Consider the following 18,904-nt stretch of genomic DNA (forward strand, 5'->3'; position numbering starts at 1 on the left):
GGGCAACGGCTTCGTTTGGCGGCCTGCTGTGCTAGGCTGGCGGCCCCAAGGACTTCAAAACAAGGGAGCGAGAGCATGGGCGGCGTGAGCGTGGGCGTCCTCGATCATTTCAACATCCGGACCCGGAATCTGGCCGAGACCGTCCGCTTCTACGAAGACGTGCTGGGCCTCGAAAAAGGCGCACGGCCGAATTTCGCCTTCCCGGGCGCCTGGATGTACAGCGAGGGCAGGCCGGTGGTGCACCTCGTCGACATTTCTCCGACCGCCGAGCCACAAAAACCGGATTCCGGCGTTGTCCACCATGTCGCCTTCGCCAGCCGCGGCTTTGACGGCATGAAACAGCGGCTGGCGTCAAAGGGGATGAAGTTCGAGTCCCGCCAGGTGCCCGGCGGCGATCTCTGGCAGATCTTCGTCCACGACCCCAACGGGGTCATGATCGAGTTGAACTACGAGGCCGCCCGGGAGCAGGGGGCGGCGCCTGCCGAAAAGGCTGACGATATCGGCAGGCAGTAGCCTTTTGGGCGTTTCCGCTCTAATGGGGCATCCTCAACTCCAGGAGATGCGCTTTGAGCGTGACGCAGCAACAGGTTCTCGACAGCCTCGCCAGGGTCCAGTCGCCCCGCGGGGTCGCGCTTCCCCATGCCAATGTGCTGAGCGCGATCAGCGCCTCCGACGGCAAGGTGTTCTTCTCGATCAATGTCGACGCCGCCGAGGCAAGGGCCTGGGAATCCGTCCGGGCCGAAGCGGAAGCCGCCGTGCGCAGCATTCCCGGCGTCACCACCGTCATGGTGGCACTGACCGCGGAGCGCAAGCCGGGCTCCGCGCCACCGCCACCCCCGCAGCCGAGCCGCGGCACGCCCGGCGTGCAGCCGGCCCATGCCCACAAGCCGCCGCAGGGCGGTGGGTCGCCGATGGCGCGGCAATCGGAAATTCCCGGCGTTGCCGCCGTGATCGCGGTCGCCTCCGGCAAGGGCGGGGTGGGCAAGTCGACCACCGCGCTCAATCTGGCGCTCGGCCTGCGCGACCTCGGCCTCAAGGTCGGGCTGCTCGATGCCGACATCTACGGCCCCTCGGTGCCGCGCCTGACGGGCCTGCGCGACAAGCCGGAGCTGAACGAGGCGCGCAAGATGATTCCGCTGCGGCGTTTCGGCCTTGCCATCATGTCGATCGGCTTCCTGGTCGAGGAGGAAACCGCGATGATCTGGCGCGGCCCGATGGTGATGTCGGCGGTGACGCAGATGCTGCGCGACGTCGAATGGGGCAAGCTCGACGTGCTGGTCGTCGACATGCCGCCGGGCACCGGCGATGCCCAGCTCACGCTGGCGCAGAACGTGCCGCTCAAGGGCGCCGTGATCGTCTCGACCCCGCAGGATCTGTCCCTGATCGACGCGCGGCGGGGACTGGCCATGTTCAAGAAGGTCAACGTGCCCGTGCTCGGGATTGTGGAGAACATGAGCTACTTCCAATGTCCGCATTGCGGCACGCGATCAGACATTTTCGGTCATGGCGGCGCCCGACATGAGGCCGAGAAGCTCGCCGTGCCATTCCTGGGCGAGATCCCCCTGCACATGGCGATTCGCGCCACTTCGGACGCCGGCAATCCGGTCGTCGACAGCGAGCCGGACGGCCCTCATGCGGCGATCTACCGCGCCATCGCGGGCCAAGTCCGGGACCAGCTCAAGGGCGTCATTGCCGCGGCCTGACCGGTCGCCGCGGCACGCTCCAGGGGCATGCGACTTTTGTAGAGCCCCGTCATGCCATTGTCGCGTTCCGAAACCGGGCTGGCCGTGTTAAAGGCCCACGGCAGTCAAGCCCCTTCGGTTCGGCGCGACCTCAACGCGTCGCCAGAATGCGCGGCGGCATAAGAGAAGCCAAGGGGAAACGCCCCAGCAAGGAGAGACCTGAAGATGAAGCGTCGTGATTTTCTCAAAGTATCGGCAGCAGGCGCGGCGGCGACCGCGGTGGCCTCGCCGGCGATCGCACAGTCCTCACCCGAGGTGAAGTGGCGCCTGACGTCGAGCTTCCCGAAATCGCTCGACACCATCTATGGCGGCGCCGAGCAGGTGGCGAAGTACGTCGCCGAGATGACCGACAACAAATTCCAGATCCAGGTGTTCGCGGCCGGCGAAATCGTCCCGGGCCTCCAGGCCCTCGATGCGACCTCGAACGGCACGGTCGAGATGTGCCACACCGTCTCGTACTATTACGTCGGCAAGGACCCGACCTTCGCGATCTTCGCCTCGGTGCCGTTCGGCCTCAATGCGCGCCAGCAGAATTCGTGGCTCTACCAGGGCGGCGGCAACGAGCTCGCCAACGAGTTCTTCAAGAAGTCGAACGTGATCGGCTTCCCCTGCGGCAACACCGGCACCCAGATGGGCGGTTGGTTCCGCAAGGAGATCAAGACCGTTGCCGACCTCTCCGGCCTCAAGATGCGCATCGGCGGCATCGCCGGCCAGGTGCTGCAGAAGGTCGGCGTCGTGCCGCAGCAGCTCGCGGGCGGCGACATTTATCCTGCGCTGGAAAAGGGCACCATTGACGCGGCCGAGTGGGTCGGCCCCTACGATGACGAGAAGCTCGGCTTCGCCAAGGTCGCCAAGTACTATTACTATCCGGGCTTCTGGGAAGGCGGTCCGACCGTCCACGCCTTCGCCAACCTGGAAAAGTTCAATGCGCTGCCGAAGAACTACCAGGCGATCCTCACCAACGCGACGGCCAACGCCAACAGCTGGATGGCCGCGCGCTACGACATGCAGAACCCGGCGGCGCTGAAGCGCCTGGTCGCCGGCGGTACCCAGCTTCGTCCGTTCACCAACGAGGTGCTGGAAGCCTGCCTTAAGGCCACCAACGAATTGTGGGCCGAGGTCTCCGGCAAGAACGCCGACTTCAAGAAGTCGATCGACGCCATGCAGGCCTACCGCTCCGACGAATATCTGTGGTGGCAGGTTGCCGAATACACTTACGACAGCTTCATGATCCGCTCGCGCACCCGCGGCTGATCTACGGCTTAGGTCCCAAGACCGGATGGCCCGGCCTCGCTCGCGAGGCCGGGCTTTTTCTTTGCCGCAGTGCGATCGGGATGGCATTCGGTCCCGTGATGTTCCATTCTGTCGGCAAGCCTCGGAAAGAAGGCTCCACAATCAGATCCATCAGGGCAGGAAATCATGAAGAGAAGAGACTTCATCAAGGTCACAGGACTTGGTGCGGCCGGCGCCGCCACGCTCGCGGCTCCCGCGATCGCGCAGTCGATGCCGGAAATCAAATGGCGCATGCCGACGAGCTGGCCGAAATCGCTCGACACCTTGTTTGGCGGCGCCGACATGATGTGCAAAATGGTCGCGGAGGCGACCGACAACAAATTCCAGATCCAGATCTTCGCGGCCGGCGAAATCGTGCCCGGCCTCCAGGTGCTCGATGCCGTGCAGAACGGCACATGCGAGATCGGCCACACCGCGTCGTACTATTACTTCGGCAAGGACCCGACCTTCACCTTCGGCTCGGCCGTGCCGTTCGGTCCCAACATGCGCATCAACCAGGCCTGGTACATGCAGGGCGGCGGCCGCGATGTGCTCAACGAGTTCTACAAGAGCTACAACGTCATCTCGCTGCTCGCGGGCAATACCGGCTGCCAGATGGGCGGGTGGTTCAGGAAGGAGGTCAACACGCCCGAGGATCTCAAGGGCATGAAATTCCGCATCGGCGGCTTCACCGGCCGCGTGCTCCAGAAGCTCGGCGTGGTGCCGCAGCAGCTCGCCGGCGGCGACATCTATCCGGCGCTGGAGAAGGGCACGATCGACGCCGCCGAATGGGTCGGCCCCTATGACGACGAGAAGCTCGGCTTCTACAAGATCGCGCCGCACTATTACTATCCCGGCTGGTGGGAAGGCGGACCGATGCTGATGGCCTTCGTCAACCTCGAAAAATGGAACGCGCTGCCGAAATATTATCAGAGCGTGCTGGAGCAGGCCGGCCACTACGCCAACAACTACATGATGGCGCGCTACGACAACGCCAATCCGCTGGCGCTGAGAAAGCTGCTGGCGGGCGGCACCAAGCTGCACGCCTTCTCGCCGGCGATCATGGATGCCTGCTACAAGGCCGCCAAGGAGCTGCACGCCGAAGTCGGCGCGACCAACGCCAACTTCAAGAAGGTGCACGACTCGCTCGCCAAGTTCACGAGCGACGGCTACGCCTGGTTCCAGGTGGCCGAGGTCGGCTACGACATCTTCATGGCGCGGCGGTCGCAGAGCTGATCACGCTGTCCGTCGCATGCAGCGCCCCGGAGCGATGGCTCCGGGGCGCTGCCGTTACAAGCCTCCGAAGGGCGTCCAAACAAAAACCTGCAAAACAACCCCATGCACAGTAGACGGGGACAGGTTTATCAATGGCTTGGCGGCTCAGCGCGAGATTTTGCTGAATTGCCGAAAGGGCTTGATACGTCGGGCAAAACAATGGTAGAAACTTATGATCGAAAAATCCGAATTGCGGCGGTGCGAGCCCACGGGATCAAATGAGATTCGATCCCGATGAGCTGCCGACCCATCACATCTTAGGCCGCTCCAGGAATCCTTTCATGTTCGGCGCAATCCTCGTCATCCTCTCCATCGGGTGCGTTCGCGGCCGGTCCGACGATGGTGCTTGAACGCACGTTGTGAAGCCGACACGCGCATGCGCGAAGCGTGACGGGGATCTAACCCTTGACGTCGTACTGCTTGCTGAGATGATCGCCGATCTGAACCAGCATGGCCACACATTCCGGATAACCCGGCCGATCCGCCGTGGCCTGATCTGCGCTGGCTCGAAACTCCCAGGAGCTGCCATCGCGAATGATGGAAATCGTCATTGCGTCCGGACAGTCGGCGTGAACTTTCAACTCGGCTTTGGCCATTGCAATCAGCTCGCTCTCCGTTTTCAACGGTTTGCTCATGAAGCTCATCCTTTCGCCCTGAGGCTGAATTCTGCTGGTTTCGCCCAAATCACCAGAACACATCTGATCGACTTACACGAAGCTGACAAGAGGCGGGCGCGTCACAATTGCCCATGAAATCGTCGCGGAAAGCCTCTTCAGCCTCGGGTCTTCAGCCCCGACACGGCTACTCATGTTCTCGAACGCTGGAGACTTTGCGCCCAGCATCTCTAGGTAAGCGTGGTAGGTAGTTTTTCGGTGTTCCTTTTACGGAACGATCAGGCTATCGGAATCTGGCAATCGGGCTGAAGTCGCTTGCGGTGTGTTTCGAACCTCCGGCTTCACGGTACGGTATACCGGATTCAACCAGTCCCGACGGGAATGCACCTTTCACCGAACACGGCGGCGTTCGATCGTTGATCGAGGTGCCAGGGCGGCCGTTTCCCGTGGGATCTCTCAATGAGACTGGCAATTGAAATCGTACAACTGCTGATACAATCGGCCGACACCTGGCTCTTTGAAGAGACTTTATCGGGTCTGAGCGATCGGGAATGGATGGCGTTGCGGTTTCTCGCCCGCGCAAACAGGTTTTCGCGGACGCCGACTGCTCTTGCGAGCTTCCTTGGCACGACCCGCAGCGTCGCATCGCAGATCGCCGCCGTGCTGCAGAGCAAGGGATTGATGGTCCGCAAACCATCAGCAGAGGACAAGCGCTCGATTGCGCTGTGCATCACAGGTGAAGGGGAGAGGTTCCTGGAGCGTGACCCCATCAACGCCCTGCGGGATCAACTCGTGTCCCTCGAACTCCCCGATCGATCGCGGTTGCGCGATACGCTTCGCCACGTTCTGGATGGGCTCGATGCTGGCAAGCGCCGTCACCGTGCCGACGTTTGCAGCCAATGCGTGTTCCTGATCGAGAGCGAAGCGGGGAAGGAGCGTAGCTTCAAGTGCCGGCTCTTTCGAAAACCCATCAGGGAGAAGGAGACGACCTTGCTGTGCACCTATTTCGAGGGGCGGAGCTAGAAAGCTCAGGTGCTCACGGTGCCTGTCAGGCAGGATGGATTGCCCCGGCGTTGATTGTCTTACACGAACCTGACAGGCGGCCAGCCTGGTCGGGCACTTTTCGCTGGCCGAGGTGGCCGGAATGGTGGAAGAGAGCGAAGATGCTGTGCGGTGACCTTGGGTATTCGTCGGGACTAGGATGCGCCTTCTGATCGTCGAGGACAATGCCGAGCTGTCGCGGCTCGTTGCCGGCGGGCTGGCAACGGCCGGCTATGAGAGCGACATCGTGGGCAGCGCAGCCGAGGCGCGCGAGGCGGTGAGCAGCGTGAGCTACGCTGCGATGATCCTCGACCTCGGCCTGCCCGACGGTGACGGCCTGTCGGTGCTGCGCGAGCTGCGCCTCAAGATGGAGCCGCTGCCGGTGCTGGTGCTGACCGCGCGCGGCGGGGTGCAGGACCGTGTCAGCGGCCTGCGTAGCGGTGCCGACGACTATCTCGTAAAGCCGTTCGCGATGGAGGAGCTGGTGGCGCGACTGGAGGCCATCCTGCGCCGTCCCGGCCAGTTGCTCGGCCGTTCGCTCAGTCTCGCCAACCTCGTCTACGACACCGAGAGCCGTCAGATCTTCGTCGACGACCAGCCGCGGATCATCTCCGCGCGCGAGACCTCGGTGCTCGAGATCCTGCTGCGCCGGCAGGGGCGGGTGGTACCGAAGAAGAACGTCGAGGACCACATCTTCGGTCTCGAAGGCGAAGTCGCCTCCAACGCGATCGAGGTCTATGTGTCGCGGCTGCGCAAGCAGCTGGCCGAGCACGGCGCCAAGGTCGTGATCCACACCATCCGTGGCGTCGGCTATCTCATGACCGAGGAGAAATAGCGTGCCCGCCGCGGGCCGTGCCGGATCGCTGATGTTCAAATCGCTGATCTCGCGCATCGTGTTCCTGCACATCGTCGCGGTCGCGGTGGTCGCGATCTTCCTGCCGCTGGTGTTGTTCTGGCTGCTCAACTCCGAGATCGACCAGCTGCATCGCGATGCCATGCGCGCGCAAGCCGAGGTGCTGGCGGAGCGCATCGTCGCGCAGCCGGATGGCACGTTGACCTTCAACCTGCCCGACAGCCTCAAGGGGCTCTATTCGGACGCTTACGGCCGCTATCAGTTCGACATTCGCGATTCCGACGGCCGGTTGCTGTTCTCCTCGCACCGGCGCACCGCCGCGGCGGCGGCGCCACGTTTTTCCGAGACCATCTCGGGCGCGGGCGTCAGCCGGGATATTGCCGGCAAGACGGTGCGCATCCAGGTTGCCGAGGACCTCGCGCACCGCGACGTCATCATCGACGACATCGTCTCGAACTTCTTCCGGCGGGTCGGGTGGATCACCATTCCCATCCTCCTGGTCCTGCTTGCCACCGACATCATCATCTTCCGCCGCGCCATCGCGCCGCTGTGGAAGGCATCGCAGGAGGCCAGCAATATCGGCCCGGCGCGCACCGACATCCGGCTGCCGACCGCGCGGATTCCGCGCGAGATCGTGCCGCTCGTCACCGCCGTGAACCAGGCGCTCGACCGCCTCGAGGGCGGCTTTCGCGTGCAGCGGCAATTCACGGCGGATGCCGCGCATCAATTGCGCACGCCGCTCGCGATCCTGCGCACGCGGATCGAGACGCTCGGCGACGGCGCCGAACGGCAGGCGCTGCATGCCGACATCGAGGCCATGAGCCGGATCGTCGCCCAGCTGCTGGAGATCGCCGAGCTCGACACCCTGGTGCTCGATCCCGGGGAGACCGCGGATTTGCGCGCCGTCTGTGCCGAGGTGGTCGGCTCGATCGCCCCGTTCGCGATCGCGCAACGCAAGGACATCGCGCTGAAGGGCACTCATGCGCCGGTGCTGATCCACGGCAATTCGGAGATGCTGCAGCGCGCGGTTTTCAACCTCGCCGAAAACGCCATCAAGTTCACCGCAACGGACACCGCGGTCGACGTCGAGGTGGGCGAGGACGGCTCGGTGCACGTGCGCGATTGCGGTCCCGGGGTCGCGGAGGCTGAGCGCGATCTGATCTTCCAGCGCTTCTGGCGCGCCGATCGCCGGCGCAGCGACGGCGCGGGACTGGGCCTCTCGATCGTGCGCGCCGTGGCCGATGATCACGCCGCCACGGTCGCGGTGGAGAACCTCCCCGGCGGCGGTGCAGAGTTCACGCTGCGGTTTCGGCTGGCGGATGCGCCAAAGCCTGTTGAGAAGAACTGGCGCGGCAGTGACGCTGCACCCTCTCCCCTTGTGGGAGAGGGTGGCGCGCCGCGTTAGCGGCGAGACGGGTGAGGGGTTCTCTCCGCGAGTCTCACTCTCGATTGAATGCGCGGAGAGAGACCCCTCATCCGGCGCGAACTGCGTTCGCGCCACCTTCTCCCACAAGGGGGAGAAGGAAAGAAGCGCAGCCGCTATTTCAGCTTGCCCGTGGACAGGTCCATGATCATGCGCGTCGCCAGATAGAGCCGCGGCACGATGCTGTTGACCTGCACATATTCGGCATCGTTGGAGTGCGCGCCGAAGCCCGACAGGCCCATGCCTTCCACCACGGCTCCTTTGGACTGCAGCGCGGCAAAAGCCGCGTCGGTGCCGCCGCCGGTCGCCTTCTCGTCGACCTTGAGGGATAGTCCGATCTCCCCATAGATCGTCTTGCCATGGGCCGCCACGCGGCGAGAGGCCTCGCTGGCTTCGAGCGGCGGGCGGCGCACCTCGAATTTCAGGTCGACCCTGGAATCGGGCAGCAGGCGATTCTTGATCTTGTCCTGCAGCGCCTTTTGCAGCTCGTCGAAGTCGGACACCTTGAGCGCGCGTGCGTCGGCCTGGGCGGTGGCCTCGGCAGGGATCACGTTGCGGTTGGTGCCGGACTTGGACACCGTCCAGTTCAGCTTCAGGCCCTGCTCGGGCTTGGACAAGTCCTTCATCTGCAACACCTGGTGCGAGAGCTCGTACAGCGCATTCACGCCGCCCTCCGGCCGTGCGCCGGCATGTGACGACTTGCCCTGCACGCTGAGATAGGCCGAGCCGATGCCGCTGGTGGCGAGGCGCAGCGTGCCGTCGGTGCCGCCGCCCTCGAACGAGAACACCACGTCCTGGTCCGATGCGAGCTTGGTGATGGTGCTGCGCCAGCCGGGCGAGGAGATCTCCTCGTCGCCGTTCGTGAGCACCGTGAGCGTGCCGTAATCCCTGAAGTTCAGCTTCTGCAGCAATGCCACGGTATGGAGAATGAGCGCGACGCCCTGCTTGTCGTCGGCGATGCCGAGGCCGTAAGCCTTGTCGCCGTCAAGGCGGAACGGCTGGTCCTTCAGCATGCCCTTCAGGTACACCGTGTCCATGTGGGCAATCAGCATGATCTTCCTGGTCCCCGTGCCCTTGAACACGGCGTGGACGGCCGGTCCGATCTTCTCAGGGGTGTCGTCGAGGCGATAGATGTCGGTGGATTGCAGGATCTCCACCGTGCCGCCGAGCTGCTTGAGCTGACCGGCAATGCGCTCGGCGATCTGGTTCAGGCCTTCGAGGTCCTTGCTGCCGGATTCGATATTGACGAGATCGCGCAGCGTGTCGAGCAGCGGCTGCTGCTCCTTTTGCGCCAGCATCTGGACGTCGGCGATCGGCTCGGCATGCACCATCGTTGCGGCACCTGCCAGCCAGAGTGAAGCAAGCAACGGAGCGACGAGCGAGGGAACAGGGTGCGATCGGGGCATGCGCGGCCATCCATGGAGGTTGGGGACGGCCCGGTATGCCTCCGATTCCGGTGCTTGTCACGCGCCGAGGCGTGTCATGCGCCGCTTCAGCGGAGCATGACGACGAGCCTCGTTCCCGCTACTTCTGCGGCGGGCCGAGATCCAGCGGCGGCAGCTCGATCTGCGGCACCTCGATCTTGACCTTGTCGAGATCGACGTTGAGCGGCTTGTCGAGCAGGCCCGTCACCACGGACGGGAAGATGATCACCAGCAGCACCATGATCATCTGCAAGCCGATCCAGGGCACGGCGCCCCAGTAGATGTCGGAGCTCTTCACTTCCTTCGGCGCGACCCCGCGCAGGTAGAAAAGCGCGAAGCCGAACGGCGGATGCAGGAACGAAGTCTGCATGTTGACGCAGATCATCACGCCGAACCAGATCAGCGCGGCGTCCGGTCCCACCACCGGCGCGAGGATCTTCTGCGCGATCGGCGCGATCATCGGCAGGATGATGAAGGCGATCTCGAAGAAGTCGAGGAAGAACGCCAGGAAGAAGATGAAGAGATTGATGAAGATCAGGAAGCCCCAGACGCCGCCGGGCAGCGAGGTCAGGAGATGCTCGAGCCAGACGCCGCCGGAGACGCCGAGAAATACCACCGAGAAGCAGGTCGACCCGATCAGGATGAAGGTGACCATGCAGGTGAGGCGCATGGTGGACTGGTAGCCCTGCGTGATCAGGTCGCGCAGGTCGGGGATGCGCGCGGCCCGAATGCAGATCCACACGATTGCCAGATAGGTCAGCGCGAAGGCGATCTTGAAGATCAGATTCTCGCTGAACAGGATCGCGACGATGGTGCCGATGCCGGCCGCGATCACGCCGATGATCAAGATCTTGTTGTCGGTCGAGGAGAAGTCCTTGTGGTGGATCGCGGCGAGCACGATGGCGCCGACGGCGCCCATCGCGCCGGCTTCCGTCGGCGTCGCCAGACCCATCATCATGGTGCCGAGCACGACGAAGATCAGCACGGCCGAGGGGATGATGCCCATCAGGCACTTCTTCCACAGCGCCCAGCCGGTCAGCGTGCGCGCCTCCAGCGGCACCGCCGGCACATGGCTCGGCTTGATCAGGCCGAGGACGAAGGTGTAGCCGGCGAACAGAACGATCTGAAACACCGAGGGGCCCCAGGCGCCGAGATACATGTCGCCGACCGACTTGCCGAGCTGGTCGGCGAGCACGATCAACACCAGAGAGGGCGGCACCAGCTGCGTGATGGTGCCGGACGCCGCCAACACGCCGGTGATGTAGCGCATGTTATAGCCGTAGCGGATCATCACCGGCATCGAGATCAGCGCCATGGCGATCACCTGCGCCGCCACCGTGCCGGTGATGGCGCCGAGGATGAAGCCGACGATGATCACGGAATAGCCGAGGCCGCCGCGGACCGGGCCGAACAACTGGCCCATCGAATCCAGCATATCTTCGGCGAGGCCGCATCTCTCCAATATGGCGCCCATGAACGTGAAGAACGGGATCGCGAGCAGGAGCTCGTTGGAGAGCACGCTGCCGAACACGCGGCCGGGAATGGCCTGGAGGAAGTTGAGGTCGAAGAAGCCCAGATGGATGGCGAGGAAGCCGAAGGAGAGACCGACCGCGGCGAGCGTGAATGCCACGGGGAAGCCGATCAGCATCGCCAGAACCAGGCCGCCGAACATCAGCGGCGGCATCATCTCCAGCGTAATCATTGGGTCGGCCTCTCGTACTTGGCGTCGATCGTCACATAGCCCTGGAGAGCCGCGATACGCTTGATGACCTCGGAAATACCCTGGATCGCCAGCATCACGAAGCCGGCGGGGATCACGAACTTGATCGGCCAGCGGATGAGGCCGCCGGCATTGGCCGACATCTCGCCGACGCTATAGGCCTGCATGAAGAACGGCCAGGACAGATAGGCAAGCAGCAGACAGGAGGGAATGAGAAAGAACAGGGTGCCGATCATGTCGAGCCAGAGCTGGCCGCGCTCGGACAGGGTCAGATAGAAGATCTCGACCCGCACATGCTCATTGCGCTTGAAGGTGTAGGCCGAGCCGAACATCACGAGAATGGCGAACATGTACCATTGCAGCTCCAGCCAGCCGTTCGAGGAGTCGTTGAAGGCGTAGCGGATCATGGCGTTGGCCGCGCTGACCAGGCATGCCAGGAGCACGAGCAGGTTACAGACGTACCCAATTTTCTCGTTGAGGGTGTCGATGGCGTTACTCAGCGCCAGCAATGGACGCATCTTACTCTCTCTCCGTCGCGGCCTAATACTTCACGGCAGGCTTCAACATGCATCGCTCGGCTCGCATGCAGAAAAAGCACACGACCGCACGGATCATATTCCGAAGCGATTGCAGCGTCAGTCCTCCCCTCGCGCCTTGCCGTCTTGACCGCGACCGCCGACGGGCGGGCCGGCTTATGTTGCCGGGCAAGCAAAGGCGGTCGCACCAAACCAGCGGCTTGGCGTGCCGTCAATCGGAAAATGGACAAATTGACGCGCCGTCAAAAGCTTAGGTTAGCGAGGCGCGGGGCACGCTTTCAGCCGCCCGTCACGCTCATGTGCCTGGAGACGCTGGGGCGGTCGTGGCGGCGGTCGATGATGAAATCATGACCCTTGGGCTTCAGCCCGATGGCGCGGTCGATCGCATCCGCAAGCAACAGGTCGTCGCCGGATGCACGCAGAGGTTTGCGCAAGTCCGAGGCATCCTCGTGGCCGAGGCAGGTGTGCAGCGTTCCCGTGCAGGTGATGCGCACCCGGTTGCAGGATTCGCAAAAATTGTGGGTCATCGGCGTGATGAAGCCGAGCTTGCCGCCGGTCTCGGCGACGCTGACATAGCGCGCCGGTCCGCCGGTGCTCTCGGCCAGATCCGTCAGCGTGAATTGCTGGGCGAGGCGGGCGCGTACCAGCGACAGCGGCAGGTATTGGTCGATCCGGCCCGAGCCGATCTCGCCCATGGGCATCACCTCGATCAGCGTCAGGCCCATGCCCTTGCCGTGGGCCCAGCGCATCAGTTCGGGCAGTTCGTCCTCGTTGAGGTTCTTCAGCGCGACGGCGTTGATCTTGACGGCAAGCCCCGCGGCGCGCGCGGCCTCGATGCCTTCCAGCACCTTGTCGATCTCGCCCCAGCGGGTGATCTCGCGAAACTTCTGCGGATCGAGCGTGTCGAGCGAGACGTTGATGCGGCGGACGCCGCAATCGGCGAGTTCCTGCGCGTGCTTCGCAAGCTGGGTGCCGTTGGTGGTCAGCGTCAGCTCGTTCAACGCGCCGCTCGACAGGTGCCGCGACAGCGAGCGGACCAGCGTCATGACGTTGCGGCGGACCAAGGGCTCGCCGCCGGTGAGGCGCAGCTTCTTCACGCCCTTGGCGATGAAGGCCGTGCAAAGCCGATCGAGTTCCTCGAGCGTCAGGAGATCGGCCTTGGGCAGGAACGTCATGTCTTCCGACATGCAGTAAAAGCAGCGCAGGTCGCAGCGGTCGGTGACGGAGACGCGCAAGTAGGTGATGGTCCGCCCGAACGGATCGGTCATCGCGCTCGACAGCGCGGCGCGGGGGCTCGCAGGAAGTCCGTTCATAGCAAATGCCTTGTCCCTTACGGCGACGGGCGCACCTTTGCTTCAAAGGTGCGGTCGAAGCAATCTAAGCATCGGACGCGGCTAGGACAATCGGTTGGTATACGTAACTCAGCACTTGCCTCCATTCAGATCGGGGAAGGGGAGCTCGGTGCGGGTGCAGCATTGGCCGGCGCCGCGGCGGGCGCGGCCGGCTGCGGTTTCGGCTTCGGATTCTTGGGCCGGTGCGGCCTGCGAACCGGCTTCGGCGGCACGGCCGGCTGGAGTTCCGCAAACACCGGGTTCGGAACGGTGGTGATCGAGGCGGGCGTGGTGAAATCGCCGGGATTCTTGATCACGTTCACCGGCACGCTGGTCGGCTGGTACTTGGGAAGCGCGAAAGCGACGGTGATCCTGTGAATATATCAAATACATCAGCGGCTTGCCGTGGGTTAAGCGCTCATCAGGCTGATTGCGGCCGCGGGCAGGTCGCGCATGTGATGGATCAGCCGGTCGGGCTTCAGCTCGGCGATCGGCACGTCGGTGTAGCCGAAGCTGACCCCGATCACGGGCACGCCGGCGCGCCGGGCGACGCCGACATCGGTTCCGGCGTCGCCGACCATGATGCTGGCCTTCACCTCGCCGCCGGCGCGGGCCACGGTCTCGCGGAAGATGGTCGGATCGGGCTTCTGGACGCCAAACGTGTCCGCGCCGCAGATCGCCGCGAAGCGGCGGCTGAGGTCGAGCTGGTCCAGCAGGCGCTTCGACAGCCATTCCAGCTTGTTGGTGCAGACTGCGAGGCGATGGCCTTCTGCCGAAAACTGGTCGAGCGCGGCCTCGAGCCCCTCGAAGGGGCGGGATTCCACCGCGATATGGTCGGCGTAATAGGCGATGAAACCGGCGGTCATCCGGTCCATGTCCGCGGGCGTGACGGTACGGCCCTCCGCTTCCAGCCCTCGCTCGATCAGCTTGCGGGCGCCGGCGCCGATCATGTTGCGGGCCGAGGCCATCGGCACCGGCGGCAGGCCTTCGCGGTCGAGCACGTAGTTCAGGGCGGTGATCAGGTCGGGCGCCGTATCCACCAGCGTGCCGTCGAGATCGAAGACGATGGTGTGCGGGGCAGTCGTCTTGAAGGAGGTCATGATTCCCAAGCGCTACCGGCCCGGTCATATCCGCGCAAGGGGCGGACCCATAAGATCACCTTATAGTCCAGTTCCCAGACCCTGTTCTCCGGGGAAAAACGAGGCTACATAGGCCGCCGAAAGCGGCCGGAATCGGCCGCACCTTCGAGACTTCACAAGGCAGGCGCACGTGAACATGGACCAGTTGAAGCGGCAGGCTGCGGCGCGTGCGCTGGAGGAGGTGCGCGACGGCATGCAGCTCGGGCTCGGCACCGGCTCGACCGCCAAGCATTTCGTCGAGCTGCTCGGCGAGCGCGTCGCCGCCGGGCTCAAGGTGATCGGCGTGCCGACCTCCGAGGCGACGCGCGCCGATGCGGAACGCTGCGGCGTGAAGCTGACGACGCTGGATGAGATCGACCATCTCGACCTCACGATCGACGGCGCCGACGAGATCGATGCCGAGCTCAATCTGATCAAGGGCGGCGGCGGCGCGCTCTTGCGCGAGAAGATCGTGGCGGCCGCCTCGGATCGCATGATCGTGATTGCCGACGACAGCAAATGGGTGCCGACGCTCGGCAAGTTTCCGCTGCCGGTCGAGGTCATCCCGTTCGGGCTCGGTGCGACGCGCCGCGCGATCGAAAAGGCATTTGCCGAATGCGGCGTTTCCGGGCAAATGGCGGTCCGCAAGGCCAAGGACGGCCACGTTTTCGTCACCGATGGCGGCCACTGGATCGTCGATGCCCAGCTCGGACGTATTGCGGATCCCCCCGGTCTCGCCAAGGCGTTGAGCGCCATTCCCGGCGTGGTCGAGCACGGGCTGTTCATCGGCTTGGCCAGCTCGGCCGTCCTGGCGGGCGGCGACGGAATTCGCGTGATTGAACGGCGCAAGCCGAAAGGAGACCAGGAATGAAGAGCGTGTTGAAATTCTTGCCGGCTGCGGCTCTCGCTGCGGGATTGGCCGTTTCGGCCGCCCCGGCCGTGGCCCAGCAGGCGGGCCAGAAGGCTCCCGCGGCGCCGGCCCAGCCAAAGGCCTCGCCCGCGGCGATTGCGGCGGCCAAGGAGATCTTGCAGATCAAGAACGCCGCCGGAATGTATGCGGGCGCCGTGCCGGGCATGGTCGAGAAGACCAAGGGCGCGCTGATCCAGCAGAACCTGAATTACCAGAAAGACCTCAACGAGGTGGCCCCGATCGTAGCCCAGCAGCTCAACGGCCGCCAGAACGAGATCGGCGAAGGCATGGCGCAGATCTATGCCAGCGAGTTCACCGAGCAGGAGCTGAAGGACCTCGTCACTTTCTACAAGTCGCCGTTGGGCAAGAAGCTGATCGATGCCGAGCCGCGCGCGATCGGGCAGAGCATGGCGTTCATGAACAGCTGGGCCCAGAGCTTCTCGGAAACCGTGATGGGTGCCTTCCGTGCCGAGATGCGCAAGCGTGGCAAGGAGATCTGAGCGCACCTATCTGAAAGGCGCTTCTTGAAAGGGGTCGGAGTGGACAATGGCTGAATTCGACGTCGACCTCTTCGTCATCGGTGGCGGCTCGGGCGGCGTCCGTGCCGCCCGCATCGCGGCCGGCTACGGCGCCCGCGTCACGATCGCGGAAGAGTACCGCATGGGCGGCACCTGCGTGATCCGCGGCTGCGTGCCGAAGAAGCTGTTCGTGATCGGCTCGCATGTCCGTCAGGAGCTCGAGGACGCCGCCGGCTTCGGCTGGACCGTTCCGCCCGCGAGCTTCGACTGGCCGACGCTGATCGCCAACAAGGACAAGGAGATCGCGCGACTGGAGGCGGCCTACACCGCCAATGTCGAGAAATCAGGCGCGCAGATCGTCAAGAGCCGCGCGGTGATCGAGGACAAGCACACCGTCCGCCTGCTCGAGAACGACAAGAAGGTCACGGCGAAGTACATCCTGATCGCGACCGGCGGCGCGCCCAACCATGGCGCGGCGATCCCCGGCATCGAGCACGTGATCTCCTCCAACGAGGCGTTTCATCTGAAGAAGCTGCCGAAGCGGATCGTGATCCAGGGCGGCGGCTATATCGCGCTGGAATTCGCCGGCATCTTCGCCGGCTTCGGCTCCGACGTCACGGTGATCTATCGCGGCGACAACATTCTGCGCGGCTTCGACGAGGATGTCCGGACCCATGTCCGCGCCGAGATGGAGAAGCAGGGCATCACCATCCTCACCGGCTGCACCGTGACCAAGGTCGACCGTCACGGCGAGGACTTCACCACGCACCTGTCGAACGGCTCGAGCCTCGCCTCCGATCAGGTGATGTTCGCGATCGGCCGCCATCCGAACCTCGCCAATCTCGGCCTGGAGAATGCCGGCGTCGCCATCAATCCGGCGAACGGCGGCATCGCGGTCGACCATTTTTCCAAGAGCTCGGTCAACAGCATCTATGCCATCGGCGACGTCACCCACCGCTTCAACCTGACGCCGGTCGCGATCCGCGAGGGCCATGCTTTCGCCGACACCGTATTCGGCAAGCGCGAGGTGCAGGTCGATCACGCCAACATTCCGACGGCCGTGTTCTCGCAGCCGGAGGTCGGCACGGTCGGCCTGACGGAAACCGAGGCGCGCGCGCAATTCAGCCACGTCGACATCTACAAGACGACGTTCCGGCCCATCAAGGCGACGATGTCGGGCCGCGACACCCGCGTGCTGATGAAGCTCGTGGTCGACGGCGCGACCGACCGCGTGCTCGGCTGTCACATCGTCGGCGATGCCGCCGCCGAGATCACGCAAGCCGTCGCGATCGCGGTGAAGATGAAGGCGACCAAGGCCGATTTCGATGCGACCATCGCGCTGCATCCGACCGCCGCCGAAGAGCTCGTCACCATGCGCACCCCGACCGCACGGCACGTGCGGCAGGCGGCGGAGTAGCCTCAGCTATACAAATACCCGACCGGCTTGCCTTCGGTGCGCAGGGGACGCACGTCCTTTTGCGTGATGATCTGACCGGCGAGGCCGTCGATCTCGTCGCGCTGGGTCGGAGTCCAGCTGCGCAGCTCGTTCATGCCCTTGAGCAGGCCTAGGCGGAGGACCTGGGTGTTTTCGCCGACGCCGATGAGGCTGATGGAATCCTTGCCCGCCGTCACCACGTCGCCGGCGGAGAGTTCAAAGCTCTCGCCGGACTTTTTCTTGAACTCGGCCGTGCCGCGAATGACGCGATAGATCACGACCTCGCCCTTCGCAAAACAGGTCGCGTCCGCCGCGGCCGACGTGCTCTTCGGCAACAGTGCGTGGCCACGCGGGTCGGTCGCGATGATGTGGCCGGTGACGAGATGCCCGCTCGGACTCTCGATGCCGATATCGCGCACGTAGACCGGCATCGCCGATCCGACAGAACCATCGGTGAGCGGCTTGAACAGCGCGTCGAGCGCCAGGGGATCCTGAAGCCAGAAGCCGGCATCGGCCGGGCGGTCATGCAGCGGATGGCTCCAGGCCACGCGCGGCGTTTCGTCCTCGTTGATCTGATCCGGACCGACAATGGTCGGATTCGGAAAGGTGGTGGGATCGGTGATGAAGGCTTCGAGGAATTTGCCGGAATAGCCCATCGAGATCGGATCGGGCACCACCGTCTGCGGCGTCTTCAAATTCTCTTCGGTCGACAGGCCCGACCAGGTGTAGAACAGCTGGCGATGCACGATCGCGCTTTGCAGCATCACCGCGCCCGGGCCGACATTATACCAGCGGCCGTCATAGTCGAAGGTGAACGCGCCCGAGGTGACCAGCACGAGCTGAAAGCCGCCCGGCGGCAGATGCAGATGGAAATCGGTGGGGCCGGTGTCGGGCCGATAGATCGGCAGATTGGTCGCGACCTCGTGCAGGAGGAAGGTTTCGTTGTTGGCGTGGAAGCCTTCGTTGGCGCGGTTGTAGAGGGCCTGCGGCCGGTAGGTCGCCTCGAATTTTGCATTCTTGTCGCGATCGATCGCCACGAAGTCCTGATCGTTGAGGCGCAGCCGGGCGCCGTTCGGATGAGTGAGACCGGTGAATTTCATATCTCCGGCAGCATGCACGTTCATGGCATTCTCCGATCTGAGGCCATTCATCCCGGAGCCGAGCGCACGTAACTTGCCGCTCCTCAACCGTGGCGGGGCAGGGACTTGGCTTGATGATGTCTTGCGAATTTCAGGCCAGTCAGAACGCAATGCGGCGCGTCGGCCCGCCGGCTGCATGCGGCGCGCAAATAATCGAGATTGCACCTGGGGTTAGACGATAGGTGCCGCTGGCCAGGCTTACCCGTCCGCGCGTGCCGCAAGGCGGGTGGGGCGGCTTGCCTTGTCTAATTTGTCGGCATGTCCCGCAAAAGTGCATGCAGCCGCGACGGGCAAACGCCGGCGGCTCAGCGTCTGGTGCGGCTCAGTCGAATGATCGACGGAGCGTCGGTGCGGGCTTGCCGGATGGGCTGTCAGCCCATTTCGCCATGTCCAACGCGCGCGCATCGAAGCCTTCGCACCAGAGGCAGCTCGGCTCGGCGCGGCCTTTGGCCGTCAGCATCGGGACAAGCGCATGGCCGCAGCCGGTGCAGGATATGATGCGATTCATGTGCTTCTCCACGATCGGCAAATTCAGGAATGGCAACTTCGTCGC

The 18,904-nt window shown here is 64.1% G+C and carries 19 protein-coding genes; 11 read left to right on the forward strand and 8 right to left on the reverse strand.

Annotation, left to right across the window (positions count from 1 at the left end; all coding sequences use genetic code 11):
- Positions 1 to 75: 75 nt before the first annotated feature.
- The 4 genes from AB7M16_RS35025 to AB7M16_RS35040 all read left to right on the forward strand — a co-directional run bounded on the left by AB7M16_RS35025 (position 76) and on the right by AB7M16_RS35040 (position 4,250).
- Positions 76 to 513 (forward strand): VOC family protein, encoded by a 438-nt coding sequence (locus AB7M16_RS35025; protein WP_260383242.1) that lies wholly within the window; start codon positions 76 to 78, stop codon positions 511 to 513.
- Between the two features lie 53 nt (positions 514 to 566).
- The gene (locus AB7M16_RS35030; protein WP_172788053.1) at positions 567 to 1,703 is read left to right on the forward strand and encodes an Mrp/NBP35 family ATP-binding protein; all 1,137 of its coding nucleotides are present in this window, start codon (positions 567 to 569) and stop codon (positions 1,701 to 1,703) included.
- A gap of 204 nt (positions 1,704 to 1,907) precedes the next feature.
- Positions 1,908 to 2,996, forward strand: a complete 1,089-nt coding sequence (locus AB7M16_RS35035) for a TRAP transporter substrate-binding protein (RefSeq protein WP_172788054.1) — start codon at positions 1,908 to 1,910, stop codon at positions 2,994 to 2,996.
- 165 nt (positions 2,997 to 3,161) lie between these two features.
- Entirely contained in the window at positions 3,162 to 4,250 is a 1,089-nt protein-coding gene (locus AB7M16_RS35040; RefSeq protein ID WP_172788055.1) for a TRAP transporter substrate-binding protein, read from the forward strand.
- Between the two features lie 437 nt (positions 4,251 to 4,687).
- On the opposite strand, the gene AB7M16_RS35045 is transcribed toward AB7M16_RS35040, so the two are convergent.
- Positions 4,688 to 4,924 (reverse strand): hypothetical protein, encoded by a 237-nt coding sequence (locus tag AB7M16_RS35045; RefSeq protein ID WP_172788056.1) that lies wholly within the window; start codon positions 4,922 to 4,924, stop codon positions 4,688 to 4,690.
- A 438-nt stretch (positions 4,925 to 5,362) separates the two neighbouring features.
- Between AB7M16_RS35045 and AB7M16_RS35050 the strand changes: the two genes are divergently transcribed.
- The 3 genes from AB7M16_RS35050 (at position 5,363) to AB7M16_RS35060 (ending at position 8,202) form a co-directional block, all read left to right on the forward strand.
- On the forward strand, positions 5,363 to 5,926 hold the full coding sequence (locus AB7M16_RS35050) for a MarR family winged helix-turn-helix transcriptional regulator (protein WP_453946763.1): 564 nt from the start codon (positions 5,363 to 5,365) through the stop codon (positions 5,924 to 5,926).
- Between the two features lie 178 nt (positions 5,927 to 6,104).
- Complete coding sequence (locus tag AB7M16_RS35055; protein ID WP_172788058.1) at positions 6,105 to 6,779, forward strand: response regulator; 675 nt, start codon at positions 6,105 to 6,107, stop codon at positions 6,777 to 6,779.
- 31 nt (positions 6,780 to 6,810) lie between these two features.
- Complete coding sequence (locus AB7M16_RS35060; RefSeq protein ID WP_453947308.1) at positions 6,811 to 8,202, forward strand: ATP-binding protein; 1,392 nt, start codon at positions 6,811 to 6,813, stop codon at positions 8,200 to 8,202.
- Between the two features lie 134 nt (positions 8,203 to 8,336).
- On the opposite strand, the gene AB7M16_RS35065 is transcribed toward AB7M16_RS35060, so the two are convergent.
- The 4 genes from AB7M16_RS35065 to moaA form a co-directional block, all read right to left on the reverse strand.
- A complete protein-coding gene (locus tag AB7M16_RS35065; protein WP_453946765.1) occupies positions 8,337 to 9,626 on the reverse strand; it encodes a M20/M25/M40 family metallo-hydrolase in 1,290 nt (429 codons plus the stop codon).
- A gap of 118 nt (positions 9,627 to 9,744) precedes the next feature.
- Positions 9,745 to 11,346, reverse strand: a complete 1,602-nt coding sequence (locus tag AB7M16_RS35070) for a TRAP transporter large permease (RefSeq protein WP_172788061.1) — start codon at positions 11,344 to 11,346, stop codon at positions 9,745 to 9,747.
- Positions 11,343 to 11,882: a TRAP transporter small permease subunit gene (locus tag AB7M16_RS35075; protein WP_453946766.1), complete on the reverse strand. Its 540-nt coding sequence runs from the start codon at positions 11,880 to 11,882 to the stop codon at positions 11,343 to 11,345. The genes AB7M16_RS35070 and AB7M16_RS35075 overlap by 4 nt, the downstream gene beginning before the upstream one ends.
- A gap of 296 nt (positions 11,883 to 12,178) precedes the next feature.
- Positions 12,179 to 13,213, reverse strand: coding sequence for a GTP 3',8-cyclase MoaA (gene moaA / locus AB7M16_RS35080; protein WP_172788063.1), 1,035 nt, complete (start codon positions 13,211 to 13,213; stop codon positions 12,179 to 12,181).
- Between the two features lie 162 nt (positions 13,214 to 13,375).
- Here moaA and AB7M16_RS35085 point away from each other — a divergent pair, with 162 nt between their 5' ends.
- A complete protein-coding gene (locus AB7M16_RS35085) occupies positions 13,376 to 13,609 on the forward strand; it encodes a hypothetical protein (RefSeq protein WP_453946767.1) in 234 nt (77 codons plus the stop codon).
- Positions 13,610 to 13,641: 32 nt separating this feature from the next.
- Here the strand turns inward: AB7M16_RS35085 and AB7M16_RS35090 are convergent, their stop codons facing one another.
- Positions 13,642 to 14,331, reverse strand: coding sequence for an HAD family hydrolase (locus AB7M16_RS35090; RefSeq protein ID WP_453946769.1), 690 nt, complete (start codon positions 14,329 to 14,331; stop codon positions 13,642 to 13,644).
- A 169-nt stretch (positions 14,332 to 14,500) separates the two neighbouring features.
- Here AB7M16_RS35090 and rpiA point away from each other — a divergent pair, with 169 nt between their 5' ends.
- The 3 genes from rpiA to gor are packed head-to-tail and all read left to right on the forward strand — an operon-like array spanning position 14,501 to position 17,194.
- Entirely contained in the window at positions 14,501 to 15,220 is a 720-nt protein-coding gene (gene rpiA, locus AB7M16_RS35095; RefSeq protein WP_172788066.1) for a ribose-5-phosphate isomerase RpiA, read from the forward strand.
- Positions 15,217 to 15,759: a DUF2059 domain-containing protein gene (locus tag AB7M16_RS35100; RefSeq protein ID WP_172788067.1), complete on the forward strand. Its 543-nt coding sequence runs from the start codon at positions 15,217 to 15,219 to the stop codon at positions 15,757 to 15,759. Before rpiA ends, AB7M16_RS35100 begins: the two co-directional genes overlap by 4 nt.
- A 46-nt stretch (positions 15,760 to 15,805) precedes the next feature.
- Positions 15,806 to 17,194, forward strand: a complete 1,389-nt coding sequence (gor, locus tag AB7M16_RS35105) for a glutathione-disulfide reductase (protein WP_212257345.1) — start codon at positions 15,806 to 15,808, stop codon at positions 17,192 to 17,194.
- 2 nt (positions 17,195 to 17,196) lie between these two features.
- Here the strand turns inward: gor and AB7M16_RS35110 are convergent, their stop codons facing one another.
- Positions 17,197 to 18,336, reverse strand: a complete 1,140-nt coding sequence (locus AB7M16_RS35110; RefSeq protein ID WP_453946770.1) for a hypothetical protein — start codon at positions 18,334 to 18,336, stop codon at positions 17,197 to 17,199.
- Positions 18,337 to 18,673: 337 nt separating this feature from the next.
- The gene (locus AB7M16_RS35115; RefSeq protein WP_453946771.1) at positions 18,674 to 18,859 is read right to left on the reverse strand and encodes a hypothetical protein; all 186 of its coding nucleotides are present in this window, start codon (positions 18,857 to 18,859) and stop codon (positions 18,674 to 18,676) included.
- Between the last annotated feature and the right edge of the window lie 45 nt (positions 18,860 to 18,904).

The organism is Bradyrhizobium sp. USDA 372 (assembly GCF_053629095.1).